General features: G+C 64.4%; 12 protein-coding genes. 9 read left to right on the top strand and 3 right to left on the bottom strand.

The window, feature by feature from the left end; all coding sequences use genetic code 11:
• Position 1: 1 nt before the first annotated feature.
• A complete protein-coding gene (locus tag ACLV8F_RS04690) occupies positions 2-1,354 on the top strand; it encodes a type II toxin-antitoxin system HipA family toxin (protein ID WP_411883084.1) in 1,353 nt (450 codons plus the stop codon).
• A gap of 4 nt (positions 1,355-1,358) precedes the next feature.
• Here ACLV8F_RS04690 and ACLV8F_RS04695 read toward each other — a convergent pair whose 3' ends face one another.
• Entirely contained in the window at positions 1,359-2,144 is a 786-nt protein-coding gene (locus tag ACLV8F_RS04695; RefSeq protein WP_411883085.1) for a glutathione peroxidase, read from the bottom strand.
• Positions 2,145-2,383: 239 nt separating this feature from the next.
• On the opposite strand from ACLV8F_RS04695, the gene ACLV8F_RS04700 reads away from it, so the two are divergent.
• Complete coding sequence (locus tag ACLV8F_RS04700; protein WP_411883086.1) at positions 2,384-3,163, top strand: DNA-formamidopyrimidine glycosylase family protein; 780 nt, start codon at positions 2,384-2,386, stop codon at positions 3,161-3,163.
• A 37-nt stretch (positions 3,164-3,200) separates the two neighbouring features.
• Positions 3,201-3,662 (top strand): DUF2721 domain-containing protein, encoded by a 462-nt coding sequence (locus ACLV8F_RS04705; RefSeq protein WP_411883087.1) that lies wholly within the window; start codon positions 3,201-3,203, stop codon positions 3,660-3,662.
• Between the two features lie 130 nt (positions 3,663-3,792).
• On the opposite strand, the gene ACLV8F_RS04710 is transcribed toward ACLV8F_RS04705, so the two are convergent.
• Positions 3,793-5,415 carry a 4-hydroxyphenylacetate 3-hydroxylase family protein gene (locus tag ACLV8F_RS04710; protein ID WP_411883088.1) on the bottom strand — a complete coding sequence of 541 codons (1,623 nt, stop codon included), beginning with the start codon at positions 5,413-5,415 and terminating at the stop codon, positions 3,793-3,795.
• 128 nt (positions 5,416-5,543) lie between these two features.
• Here ACLV8F_RS04710 and ACLV8F_RS04715 point away from each other — a divergent pair, with 128 nt between their 5' ends.
• The 5 genes from ACLV8F_RS04715 (at position 5,544) to ACLV8F_RS04735 (ending at position 11,073) form a co-directional block, all read left to right on the top strand.
• Positions 5,544-6,167 (top strand): TetR/AcrR family transcriptional regulator, encoded by a 624-nt coding sequence (locus ACLV8F_RS04715; protein ID WP_411883089.1) that lies wholly within the window; start codon positions 5,544-5,546, stop codon positions 6,165-6,167.
• A 32-nt stretch (positions 6,168-6,199) separates the two neighbouring features.
• Positions 6,200-6,820 (top strand): isochorismatase family protein, encoded by a 621-nt coding sequence (locus ACLV8F_RS04720; protein ID WP_411883090.1) that lies wholly within the window; start codon positions 6,200-6,202, stop codon positions 6,818-6,820.
• Between the two features lie 167 nt (positions 6,821-6,987).
• Positions 6,988-7,830 (top strand): DMT family transporter, encoded by an 843-nt coding sequence (locus ACLV8F_RS04725; RefSeq protein ID WP_411883091.1) that lies wholly within the window; start codon positions 6,988-6,990, stop codon positions 7,828-7,830.
• A 233-nt stretch (positions 7,831-8,063) separates the two neighbouring features.
• Positions 8,064-9,041, top strand: coding sequence for an MDR family oxidoreductase (locus tag ACLV8F_RS04730; protein ID WP_411883092.1), 978 nt, complete (start codon positions 8,064-8,066; stop codon positions 9,039-9,041).
• A 121-nt stretch (positions 9,042-9,162) separates the two neighbouring features.
• The gene (locus ACLV8F_RS04735; RefSeq protein ID WP_411883093.1) at positions 9,163-11,073 is read left to right on the top strand and encodes a propionate--CoA ligase; all 1,911 of its coding nucleotides are present in this window, start codon (positions 9,163-9,165) and stop codon (positions 11,071-11,073) included.
• Positions 11,074-11,076: 3 nt separating this feature from the next.
• Here ACLV8F_RS04735 and ACLV8F_RS04740 read toward each other — a convergent pair whose 3' ends face one another.
• Entirely contained in the window at positions 11,077-11,472 is a 396-nt protein-coding gene (locus tag ACLV8F_RS04740) for a hypothetical protein (RefSeq protein ID WP_411883094.1), read from the bottom strand.
• Positions 11,473-11,744: 272 nt separating this feature from the next.
• Between ACLV8F_RS04740 and ACLV8F_RS04745 the strand changes: the two genes are divergently transcribed.
• Entirely contained in the window at positions 11,745-12,209 is a 465-nt protein-coding gene (locus tag ACLV8F_RS04745) for a (2Fe-2S)-binding protein (RefSeq protein ID WP_411883095.1), read from the top strand.
• The last annotated feature ends 8 nt before the right edge of the window (positions 12,210-12,217 follow it).

Below are 12,217 nucleotides of genomic sequence, written 5' to 3' on the forward strand. Positions count from 1 at the left end.
GATGAACGTCCTGGCGCTCGATATCTACCTGGGGCCTTTGCGCGCGGGGCTGCTGTTCCAGTACGGTACGGGCGGCACGGCGCTCACGCGCTTCATCCCTGACGAGGCCTTCTGGTCCAACCCGGCATCGCCGGTGTTTTCCTGGTCCGCCACGGACGACGATGCGCAGCGCCGCGAAATCTTCTGGCGCAGCTACGTCAACACCCCCTTCTTCAATGCCGAAGGCGGGCGCCTGCCGGCCTTCTTCCAGAACCTGCTGCCCGAAGGTCCGCTGCGCCGCCACCTCGAGCAACTGCGCGGCTGCGGGCCCAACGACCACTTCGACATGCTGGCCGCCTGCGGCACCGATCTGCCGGGCAATGTCTACGCCTACCCGGCGCATCTCGACACCCAGGCGCTGGCCGGTGTGGTCACCCAGCACCATGACGCGCTCGAGATGACCGTCAGCGCCGACCCTTTGCCCGACGCGACGTCTCTGTCCGGCGTGCAGCCCAAGCTGGCGCTGGTGCAGCAGCAGGGCCGCTATGTGGCGCGCACCCGCGACGCGCAGGGCACACACATCATCGCCAAGCTGCCCACGGCGGAGTTCGCGCTCTTGCCCGAGGTGGAAGAGCTGTCGCTGCGTCTGGCGCAGGCCGCGGGCGTGGACGTCTGCGAAGCCTGGCTGGCGCCCATGAACGAGATCGTGGCCGAGCAGCCTTTTGTGCTCGGTGAAAGCCGGCACTTCCTGGCCGTCAAACGCTTTGACCGCACCTCCCAGGGGCATATCCACTGCGAAGATTTCGCACAGATCCTGCGCATCCAGCCCGAAGAAAAATACACCCATCCGGCCGCCAGCTACGCCGCCATGGCCAGGACGCTGCGCGAGGGCATGAGCCTGCCGGCCCGGCAAGCCGAAGGCGCGGCGGAAGAGTTGATACGCCGTGTGATGGTCAACGAAATGCTGGGCAACTACGACGCCCACGTCAAGAATTTCGGCGTGCTTTACCGCGACGGCCGCACGCCCGAGCTGTCGCCCGCCTATGACGTGGTGGCCTATGCGGCCTACCTGGGCGGGCGCGGCCATGCATTGCGCTTTGTGCCCGGCGGTGAAAAGCAGGCCAGGCTCACGGCCCAGACCCTGCGCAGTTTCTGCAACGCCACCGGCATGTTTGAAACGCGCGTGCGCGGCGTGCTCAATGAGGCGGTGGGCAAGGCCTGCGAGTCGTGGCCGGAGATGATTGCCGCCAGCGGCTTGCTGGAGCGGCAAAAGCAGAACCTGCTCAAGCATTTCGAGGCCTGCGACGCGGTGCTCAGCTGGCGGGCCCGGCGCGCAGCGGGGGCCAGGCGCCGGGCGCAAAGCGCCGGGGCCTGACTGATTAACTGAGAAACTGCTGCGGGCTTGCCGGCTCTGCCTTTGATTGCCTTGCTTGCAATTCCTTCAACCAGGCTTCCAGGTCCTCCGATCCGCCGACTCTCTTGCCGCCCGCAAACACCTGCGGCGCCGTGCCCGCGCCCGCCACGGCCTGCAGTGTGCCGGTCGTGATGCCGTGGCCCAGCGTGATTTCTTCATACGCCAGCCCGGCTTCGTCCAGCATGGCCCGGGCTTTGGCGCAAAACGGGCAGCCCGGTTTGCTGAAGAGGGTAATGGGATCGGGCGCCACGGCGTCCGGCGCCACGTACTTGAGCATGGTGTCTGCATCCGACACCTCAAACGGGTCACCGTCCTTGTCGGGCTCGATGAACATCTTCTCGATCACGCCGTCGCGCACCAGCATCGAGTAGCGCCAGGAGCGCTTGCCGAAGCCCAGGTCGCTCTTGTCGACCAGCATGCCCATGCCCTTGGAGAAATCACCATTGCCGTCGGGAATCATGGTGATGTTGCCGGCCTCCTGCGCCTTGGCCCATTCGTTCATCACAAAGGCATCGTTCACCGAAAAACACACCACGTCGTCGATGCCGTGGGCCTTGAAGGTCTTGACCAGCGCATTGAAGCGCGGAAGGTGGGTGGACGAACAGGTGGGCGTGTAGGCGCCGGGCAATGAGAACACCACGACGTTCTTGCCGGCGAACAGGTCGGCGGTTTTGACGTCGACCCACTGTTCGTTCTGGCGTGTCTTGAAGGTGACGTCGGGGACGCGTTGTCCCTCGTTGTTGGAGAGCATGGGAAGTCCTTTTGGTGAAGCGCTGTAGCCGTGGATGGCGGTTCGCGCCCGTGCATTGATTGTGGGGACCGTTGCACGCTCAAAGCTGTCGGACGGCGACGACATTGCTGTAGGGCAATCCCACCTGCGGGGCCGCGCCGGCACCGTCAGGCCGGGCCGGTTTCCGCCCACAGCGCCGGCACGGCCCGCATTCCAGAATCTCCGGACGCCCGCGGCTTGCCGGGCGATGGAGGATCTTCATGCCCGAAGGACCGTCAATTCAAATTCTCAGGGAGCAGGCCGCCGGCTTTGCCGGCAAGGTCGTGCGGCGCGCCGGCGGCAACAGCCGCATCGACACGGCGCGGCTGGTGGGCCGGCGCCTGGTGGCCGTGCGCAGCTGGGGCAAACATTTCCTGCTCGAGTTCGAAGGCTTCGCCATCCGCATCCATTTGCTGATGTTCGGCAGCTACCGCATCAACGAGGCCAAGGAGGACGCCACGCCCAGGCTCAGCCTGGGCTTCACCGGCGGCAAGGAACTGAACTTCTACACCTGTTCCGTGCGCTACATCGAAGAGCCGCTGGACGCCGTGTACGACTGGAGCGCCGACGTGCTCTCCGACGCCTGGGACGCCGCGGCCGCCCGCAAGAAGCTGCGCGCCATGCCCGACACCCTGGTCTGCGACGCGCTGCTGGACCAGACGGTGTTCTCCGGCGTCGGCAACATCATCAAGAACGAGGTGCTGTTTCGCATCCGCGTCCACCCCTTGTCCACCGTGGGCGCCTTGCCCGCGCCCAAGCTGCGGGAGCTGGTGGCCCAGGCGCGGCAGTACAGCTTTGATTTCCTCGCCTGGAAGAAAGCCTTTGTGCTCAAGCAGCACTGGCTGGCCCACACCAAAACCATTTGCCCGCGCTGCGACATTCCCTTTGTCAGAGCCCACCTGGGCAAGACCCGGAGGCGCAGCTTCTTCTGCGAAAACTGCCAGCACCGCTACGAAGCGCCGTTTGAGTTCAGCCAGGGCTTGAGCCGGCGGGCGGCATGACAAAATGCGGGGTTCTTAACCCCAGCTGGAGCTCCGCATGAACTTTGCGCCCGACCTCACCACGGTCACCCACGGCATCCAGCTGGCGGTGGCGCCGGTGTTTTTGCTCACGGCCGTCTCCGGCATGATCGCCGCCGTCGCCGGCCGCCTGGCCCGCATCATCGACCGCGCGCGCTTTGTGGAAAACCGGCTGGAAGCCGGCGGCGTGGAAGAGTCCCGCGCGCACCGCATGTACGCCGAACTGCGCGAACTGCGCCACCGAGGCTGGCTGGTCAACATCTGCATCGCCTTGCTGACTTTCTGCGCCATATTGATCGGCAGCACCATCATCCTGCTGTTCCTGGGCGAGACCAGCGAGTTGCCCACGCTGCGGATTGCGACGGTCTGCTTTTTGTCGGGGGTGGTTTGTTTTCTTTTGGCGTTGGTGTGTTTTTTGGGTGAGACTCTGTTGGCGACTCGTTTGCTGAAGTTTGCGGAGTTGCCTTCCCGGCCGGGGTAAATTTTTTACCGGGTCTTGCGCCGGCTTGCGCGCTTGTGGTCTTTGCATGGGCTTGCTGGCCAGGTCTCGCCCCGGCGGGCGACCCCGGCCAGCGGAAGTCAGAAAACACCCCGCCGGGAGCAACCCAAAATCAGGAGATGCCACCCCGCCTGGAAGGCAACTCCGCCTCCACCGTCGGCAAATCCACCATCACCGGCTGTCCCGGCGTGGTGCATCCCGTATCGCAACACTTCCCCGGTTGCCGGTTCTTCGTGATCGCGCGCTCCGGGTCATGCGCAACCCCGCGCTCCAGGATGCGTTCCACCAGCTCCACCTTGCTGCCGATGGGGTAGTTGCGGTAGATCTCCTGCTTCATCGCGGCCGGTGAGCCGCCGCCGTGCAGGCTGATCACGCTGTACCAGCCGCCCTGGTAGCCGGCCGTCAGGTCTTCGATGAAGCGGGCGGTTTCTATGCGCTGCTCGTAAGGCACATTGGGGTTGGCGCGCAGCACCTCCGAGAGTTTGGCGCCGGTTTCGGGGTTGTGGTCTTCGTCGGGGCCGGGCAGGGTGACGATCAGGCCGCCGCTCACATAGTGGGCGATGCGGTGCATGTCGTAAATCTTGGTGGCCAGCAGCAGCTTGCCGATGTTGGAGAACACCGGGTCGGGCATAAAGGTCTTGCTGTGTTCGTCGGCCTTGCCATACACGCTGGCCGCCACGCCGCAGGCGTAAAAACTTTCGGTGATGGTGATGAGTTCGACCATCTGCTCGCGCAAATGCGTTTCCTTGCCCGGGTCGAAGCCGTTGGCCTCGCACATCAATGCGCCCGCGCCAATCAGCAAATCGCCGAAGCCGGCGCGCGCGCCTATACAGGTGTGGCGGTGGTGGGTGGCGTAGCTGTAGGTCAGGTGGCCGGTGTGTTCCCATTCACCGGCGTAAAAAACACTGTCCCAGGGAACAAAGACCCTGTCGAACATCACCACGCCGGTGCTCTGCCCGTATTTGCGGCTGAAGAGGGCTGCGCCGTGCTCGACCTTCTCGCCGGGCCGGCCCGCGGGCCGCGCGATGATGGTGATGCCGGGTGCGTCCACCGGCACGGCGCAGCAGACGGCGAAGTCGGCGTCTTCCTGGCCCATGTTGCGGCAGGGCATGACGAGCAATTCATGCACGTAAGGCGCGCCGGTCACGATGGCCTTGGTGCCCGAGATGACGATTCCCTTGGCGTTGCGCTCGACGACGTGCACATAGCTGTCGACGTTGGCCTGCTCGTGCGGGCGTTTGCTGCGGTCGCCCTTGGCGTCGGTCATGGCGATGCCCAGGGTCAGGTCCTGGTCCTGCACGCGGTGCAGGTAGTTGAGGAAGCGGGCCGTGTGTTCGGTGCTCCCCCGGGCGTCGTCGATGCGCGCCGACACCTGGCCGATGGCGTTGAGCGCATCGTGCGTGAGGTAGCGCTGGGCACAGCCGGTTTCCTGGCAGACCAGGCGCACGGCTTCCAGCTTGTTGAGCAGGTCGCCGCTGCTGGTGTTGATGTGGCTCAGGCGGTTGACCCGCTTGCCGCTGGTGTGCTGCAGCGCCGTCATCACGGGCGCGTACTGCGGTTTGAGGGCGTAGTCGTAGGTCAGCGCGATGGCATTGATGCCGGGGCCGAAGCCGGGCTCGTCGGCCACGCTGTCGACCTGGCGGCCATCCAGGAAAATGCGCGGTTTGTAGCGGCGCAGCGACTCGCGAAAGTCGTCGCCGGACATCAGGGTGGCGGCCAGGGTGGGGGCGTTCATGGGCTTGTCTCCAGGATGGCTTTTGAATGGCTATCAAATATTTGAACAGCGTTCAAAATAAAAAACAAGCGTTAATTTTCACCAGGTTGCGAGGGCGGTCGCTCCGTTTTTCCGCTTACATTTGAACGATGCAAGCCAGACTAGACCGTCAGCAGGCCCAAAGCGATTCGCGCCGCAAGGGGGTGCTGGACGCCGCCCGCGTGGTGTTCGAGCGCCTGGGCATCGAGGGCGCCAGCATCCGCGAAATCGCCAAAGAGGCCGGTTACACCGCCGGCGCCATTTATTCCTACTTCGAGAGCAAGGAGGCGATTTACGGCGCCTTGCTGGCCGAGTCGCTGGAGCGCCTGAACACCGCGGTCGACGCTGCCGGCCAGGACCGAAGCGAGCCGGCCGAGCTGCTGGAGGCCAAGGCCGGCGCCTGGTTCGGCTTTTTCGCGGCCAACCCGCGCGACCTGGACCTGGGGTTTTACCTGGTGCAGGGCATGCGCCCGCGCGGGCTCACGGCCGAGCTGAACTTCCAGCTCAACGATCGCCTGCACGACGCGCTGCGGCCCTGCGAGGCGGCGCTGCAGGCCATGGGCCTGGGCGCCGAAGACGCCTTGCGCGAGAATACGGCCTTGTTCGCCCACGGCGTGGGCCTGCTGCTGCTCCAGCACACCGGGCGCATACGCATGTTCGGGCAAGACGCCACGCTGCTGTTTGACGCCTACCTGATCTGCCTGGTGGAGCGCCTGCAGCGCAACCCCGGCTGATCACCCTCCCTCTTTTTTTTCAGGAATTTCCCATGCTGCTCGATGCCGACGACTCCCAATTGGTGCTGGTGGACTACCAGTCCCGCCTGATGCCCTCCATCTTTGAAAGCAGCCTGGTCGTCGCCAACGCGATCAAGCTGGCCCGCATGGCCGCGCTGCTGGAAGTGCCGGTCTGGGGCACCGCCGAGAACCCCGACAAGCTGGGCCCCAACGTGCCCGAGATCCAGGCCGCCATCGCCGCCGCCGGCGGCCGCACGCTGGACAAGATGTTTTTCAGCGCCGTGGCCGACGGTTTGACGGACCTGCTGCGCCCGCCCGTGCGCCAGCAACCCGTGCGCGGCAACGCGCGCAGCCTGCCCAAACACCTGCAGAAACCGGCCGAGCCGGAGCAGGGCAGGAGCACCATCGTCATCGCCGGCTGCGAAGCCCACGTCTGCCTGATGCAAACGGCACTCGACCTGCTCGAAGAAGAGTTTGAAGTCTGGGTCGTCACCGACGCCTGCAGCTCCCGCACCGAACGCAACCGCGACGCCGCCTTTGACCGCCTGGCCGGCAACGGCGCAGAATTGGTGACGACCGAGATGGTGGCCTTTGAGTGGTTGCGTACGGCCGAGCATGAGGCTTTCAGGGATGTGCTGGGACTCATCAAGTAAGGCCGGAACCTGGCGCTTGAGTGGCTCAATGCGTTGGACGGCATGGACTGGAGTGAGATCCCGGCGTGCCGGGTTCAGGCGCCTGTTGACGTCGACCGGTATTTTTGGAAATGGACAGCAGGTCATGGACGGCCGCATCCCTGAAAAAGACTGAGAGGCGCGACCGTATGTCCTTCGCACGCACTGCATCCCTGACCGCCATGGCGATGCTGGCGTTTGCGGCCAACTCGCTGTTGTGCCGCGCGGCGCTCAAACACACGGCCATGGACGCGGCCAGCTTTACCACCTTGCGCCTGGTGTCGGGCGCGCTGATGCTTTGGCTATTGGTGAAATTCAAGTCCGGCGGAGGCACCGGGCGCGGGAGCTGGCTGTCGGGGCTGGCCCTGTTCGCCTACGCGGCGGGTTTTTCTTTTGCCTACAGCAGCTTGCCGGCCGCCAGCGGCGCCTTGCTGCTCTTTGGCGCGGTGCAGGCGACCATGGTCGCCCATGGTGTCTGGGCGGGCGAACGTTTTCGCGGCTGGCAACTGGCTGGCCTGCTGTTGGCCTTCGGTGGCTTGGTGGGTTTGCTGTTGCCCGGTCTTTCGGCGCCGCCTTTGTTGGGTGCCGCGCTGATGCTGGCGGCCGGTGTGGCTTGGGGTATTTATTCTCTGCGCGGAAGGGGGCAAGGTGACCCGGCACGGGTGACAGCGGGCAATTTTCTGCGCGCCGCGCCCATGGCTGTGGCCTTGAGCCTCCTGACGATGAGCCATGTGTCGGTGGATGGCGCCGGCGTTGCGCTGGCCCTGGCCTCGGGTGGGCTGACTTCTGCCGTGGGTTATGTGATCTGGTACGCCGCGCTGCCGGCCTTGAAGGCGAGCAGCGCCGCCACGGTGCAGCTGAGCGTGCCCGTCATCGCCGCGCTGGGCGGGGTGCTCATGCTAGGGGAAGCCATCACGCTGCGGTTGGTGCTGGCCTCTGTCGCCATCCTGGGCGGCATCGCGCTGGTCATCCTGGAGAAACGCCGGCCGTGACAAGAAGCCGGTCGCAATAAACGCCTATGCCGTTGCCGCCGGACGCTGCCAGCCCCATGATCCATGGGCAAGAGCGCGGTCGGCTATCAAAATAATCGCAAATCCTGCTGCGGATACACCTCGTCAGTCTCCTGAAAGCCCGTTATCCATAATTAAGAATTCAGTTTTCTGCTTTTTGCCGCTTTCTGATTCCCCTGGCCCGCCGCCAGGGCCATAACTATCTGGAGACATCCGTGTTCAAGTCCCTTTTGCTCAGCAAGTCCGACGCCGGCTTTTCCGCCGCCGTGACGGATACCGATGAGGCCCAGCTTCCCGCCGGCGACGTGCTGGTGGCGGTCGAGTACTCCACCCTCAATTACAAGGACGGCCTGGCCATTACCAACAAGGGGCCTGTGGTGCGCAGCTGGCCCATGGTGGCCGGCATTGACGGCGCGGGCACCGTGCTCGAATCGACCCACCCGGGCTGGAAGGCCGGCGACCGTTTTGTGCACAACGGCTGGGGTGCGGGTGAAACGCGCTGGGGCCTGATGGCCGAACGGGCGCGGTTGCAGGGCGACTGGCTGGTGAAGCTGCCGCCGGCCTTCAGCGCGCGCCAAGCCATGGCTATAGGCACCGCGGGCTACACGGCCATGCTCAGCGTGCTGGCGCTGGAGAAAAACGGCATCACGCCGGCCTCGGGAGAGGTGCTGGTCACGGGTGCCACCGGCGGCGTGGGCAGCGTGGCCGTGGCCTTGCTCGGCAAGCTGGGCTACACCGTGGTGGCCGCCACCGGCAAGGCCAGCGAAGAGGCTTATTTAAAGCAACTGGGCGCCGCCAGCGTGATTGACCGGGCCGAACTCTCTGCCCCCGGCAAGCCGCTGCAAAAAGAACGCTGGGCCGCGGTGGTGGACGCCGTGGGCTCGCACACGCTGGCCAATGCCTGCGCGCAGACGCGTTATGGCGGCGTGGTGACGGCCTGCGGCCTGGCCCAGGGCGCGGATTTCCCGGCCACGGTGATGCCTTTTATCCTGCGCGGCGTGACGCTGGCCGGCATCGACAGCGTGATGGCGCCGCTGGCGCGCCGGCAACTGGCCTGGGACAGGCTGGCGATAGACCTGGACACGGCCAAACTGGAGGCCATGGTGGAGGAGATTTCGATGGAGAGGGCGGCGGAAAAAGCCGCGGACTTGATCTTGGGCAAGGTGCGCGGCCGCATCGTCGTCAAAATCTAGACGCGAGGCCTTTCACCGTTCGCCCTGAGCTTGTCGAAGGGTTGAAGGGCTTAGCCAGGCTCAGCCCGAACGGAAACCAGAATCAAAACGGGCATAGACCCTAAAAAACGGAGACAAAAAGATGACAAGCTACGCAGACTTCTACCGCCAGTCCATAGAGCAGCCCGACGCCTTCTGGACCGAGCAGGCCAAACTCATTGACTGGCACAAGCCCTTTACCCGCGTCTGCAATGACGACAATCCGCCCTTTGTCCACTGGTTCGAAGGCGGGCAAACCAACCTGTGCCACAACGCCGTGGACAGGCACCTCACAGACCGCGCGGATCAGGCGGCGCTGATCTACGTCTCCAGCGAAACCGGCGTCGAAAAGACCTACACCTTCAAGGAGCTGCATGGGGAAGTGCAGCGCATGGCCGCCAGCCTGCTGGCCATGGGCGTGGTCAAGGGCGACCGCGTGCTGATCTACATGCCCATGATCCCGGAAGCCGCCTTTGCCATGCTGGCCTGCGCGCGCATAGGCGCCATCCACTGCGTGGTGTTCGGCGGTTTTGCCAGCGGCTCGCTGGCTTCGCGCATCGACGATGCCGCGCCCCGCGTCATCATCAGCGCCGACGCCGGCTCGCGCGGCGGCAAGGTGGTGGCGTACAAGCCCCTGCTTGACGAAGCCATCCGCCTGGCCAAGCACCAGCCCGAAGCCGTGCTGCTGGTCGACCGCGGCATGGCGCCCATGAATTTTGTGGCCGGCCGCGACCTGCATTGGGAAAACCTGCGCGCCAAGTACATGCATGCCCAGGTCCATTGCGAATGGCTGGACTCCAACGCCATCAGCTACACCATCTACACCAGCGGTACCACTGGCAAACCCAAGGGCGTGCAGCGCGACACAGGCGGCTACGCGGTGGCGCTGGCTGCCAGCATGAAACACATCTTCGACGGCCGCGCCGGCGAAACCTATTTCTCCACCAGCGACATCGGCTGGGTCGTCGGCCACAGCTACATCGTCTACGGCCCGCTGATCGCCGGCATGGCCACCATCATGTACGAGGGCCTGCCCACGCAGGGCATGGACCAGCAACCCAACGGCGCGATCTGGTGGAGCCTGGTCGAGAAATACAAGGTCACCGCGCTGTTCAGCGCGCCCACCGCAGTGCGCGTGCTCAAAAAGCAGGACCCGGCCTTGCTCAAGAAGCATGACCTTTCCAGCCTGCGCGCCTTCTACCTCGCCGGCGAGCCGCTGGACGAACCGACGGCGCGCTGGATCAGCGAAGGCCTCAACGTGCCCATCATCGACAACTACTGGCAGACCGAATCGGGCTGGCCCATCATCACCATCGCCAACGGCGTCGAAAAGAAGCCCAGCAAGTTCGGCAGCCCCGGCATCCCGATGTACGGCTACCGCGTCAAGCTGCTGCATGAGTCCACCGGCGAAGAGTTGACACAGCCCAATGAAAAAGGCGTGGTCATCATCGAAGGCCCGACGCCACCGGGCTTTATGCAAACCATCTGGAAGGACGACGCGCGCTTCGTCAACACCTACTGGAAGAGCGTGCCCGGCAAGATGGTCTACAGCACCTTCGACTGGGGCATACGCGACGAAGACGGCTATTTTTTCATCCTGGGCCGCACCGACGACGTCATCAACGTCGCCGGCCACCGCTTGGGCACGCGTGAGATCGAGGAAAGCATCTCAGGCCACGCGGGCATCGCCGAGGTGGCGGTGATCGGTGTGGCCGACGCACTCAAAGGCCAGGTGGCCATGGCCTTCGCCGTGCCCAAGGACGCCGCCGTGCTGGCCGACAGCGCCGCCGCCATGAAGCTGGAAGGCGAAATCATGAAACGCGTCGACGGCGACCTGGGCGCCGTCGCCCGGCCTTCGCGCGTGCACTTTGTGTCGGCCCTGCCCAAGACCCGCAGCGGCAAGATGCTGCGGCGCGCGATCCAGGCGGTGTGCGAGGGCCGGGACCCGGGGGATTTGACGACGATGGACGACCCGGCCGCGCTGCAGCAGATTCGGGACAAGGTGACGGGTTGAACCTTAGTAAGAGCGCACCTTTTTGCCGGTTGCCGTGCCCAGGTTGGCGGCAGCGATGGCGGCATCCAGCTTGTTTTTTGTGCTTCCTATCCTGACCGAGGAATACCAGTTCAGGTTCAGGCGCACTACCCACCACTCCACGAGCCTGCCGCGGTATCTATGCCGGCAGTATTTGATGTCTACCGACTTGATGGCTGCTGTGCGTGCCAGCAACCGCGACTCCGCCATCACGGTGCCGTAGCGTTTGTTCACAATGACATCCCGGCCGTTGGCTTTGAGGACCAGTTGAACGTCGTTTTGTTCAATGACCTCGATGGCATCTGAAAGACCGGTCGCTTCGGCAGCTTGCGACAGAAAGTCCTGGACTGAATCCCAGAGGGAAAAGAGTTTGTCGATCATGAATGGTTTTCCGCCGTAGATAAGCAGGACCGATACCGGCTCATCGGGAAGGCCCCGGCTATCTTAGGGGCTGTGCCTGTCCCTGTCTCATCCTGAGAAAACTTCTCGACACCATGTTTCAACCAAGGGTTTCTACCCGGATACCCGCCCGGGCGCAGCCGTAGCATGAACCGCGCAAGGCCTTCGGGTAGTAGCTAATGACTTTTGGGGGCCCTGCCGCATCCTGTGACAACAGCGATTGACGCGGTGACTAATTAAAAAGGGGACCCCACATGACAACAAAACTCAATATCAACGGCCGCGCCGTTTCCGTCAATGCCGAACCCGACACACCCCTCTTGTGGGTGATACGCGACGAGCTGGGTATGACCGGCACCAAGTTCGGCTGCGGCGCCGCGCTGTGCGGTGCCTGCACCGTGCACCTCAACGGCAACCCGGTGCGCTCCTGCCAGACGCCGCTGTCAGCCGCGGCGGGGCAGAAGGTGGCGACGATTGAAAGCTTATCCCGCAACAACACGCATCCGCTGCAGGTGGCGTGGATCAAGCATGACGTGCCGCAATGCGGCTATTGCCAGTCCGGCCAGCTGATGAGCGCGGCGGCGCTGCTCAAGGCCAACAAAAATCCCAGCGACGCCGACATCGACGCCGCGATGAGCGGCAACATCTGCCGATGCGGCACCTACCCGCGCATCAGGGCGGCGATCAAGGATGCCGCTTCCACCCTGCGCAGAGCCTGAGGAGAACG

The organism is Polaromonas sp. YR568 (assembly GCF_943369675.1).
Classification (GTDB): Bacteria; Pseudomonadota; Gammaproteobacteria; order Burkholderiales; family Burkholderiaceae_C; genus Polaromonas.

Excerpts from the sequence above, each read along its gene's own strand:
- ACLV8F_RS04690 (WP_411883084.1), top strand. The coding sequence starts at position 2 with ATGAACGTCCTGGCGCTCGATATCTACCTGGGGCCTTTGCGCGCGGGG.
- ACLV8F_RS04695 (WP_411883085.1), bottom strand. The coding sequence starts at position 2,144 with ATGCTCTCCAACAACGAGGGACAACGCGTCCCCGACGTCACCTTCAAG.
- ACLV8F_RS04700 (WP_411883086.1), top strand. The coding sequence starts at position 2,384 with ATGCCCGAAGGACCGTCAATTCAAATTCTCAGGGAGCAGGCCGCCGGC.
- ACLV8F_RS04705 (WP_411883087.1), top strand. The coding sequence starts at position 3,201 with ATGAACTTTGCGCCCGACCTCACCACGGTCACCCACGGCATCCAGCTG.
- ACLV8F_RS04710 (WP_411883088.1), bottom strand. The coding sequence starts at position 5,415 with ATGAACGCCCCCACCCTGGCCGCCACCCTGATGTCCGGCGACGACTTT.
- ACLV8F_RS04715 (WP_411883089.1), top strand. The coding sequence starts at position 5,544 with ATGCAAGCCAGACTAGACCGTCAGCAGGCCCAAAGCGATTCGCGCCGC.
- ACLV8F_RS04720 (WP_411883090.1), top strand. The coding sequence starts at position 6,200 with ATGCTGCTCGATGCCGACGACTCCCAATTGGTGCTGGTGGACTACCAG.
- ACLV8F_RS04725 (WP_411883091.1), top strand. The coding sequence starts at position 6,988 with ATGTCCTTCGCACGCACTGCATCCCTGACCGCCATGGCGATGCTGGCG.
- ACLV8F_RS04735 (WP_411883093.1), top strand. The coding sequence starts at position 9,163 with ATGACAAGCTACGCAGACTTCTACCGCCAGTCCATAGAGCAGCCCGAC.
- ACLV8F_RS04740 (WP_411883094.1), bottom strand. The coding sequence starts at position 11,472 with ATGATCGACAAACTCTTTTCCCTCTGGGATTCAGTCCAGGACTTTCTG.
- ACLV8F_RS04745 (WP_411883095.1), top strand. The coding sequence starts at position 11,745 with ATGACAACAAAACTCAATATCAACGGCCGCGCCGTTTCCGTCAATGCC.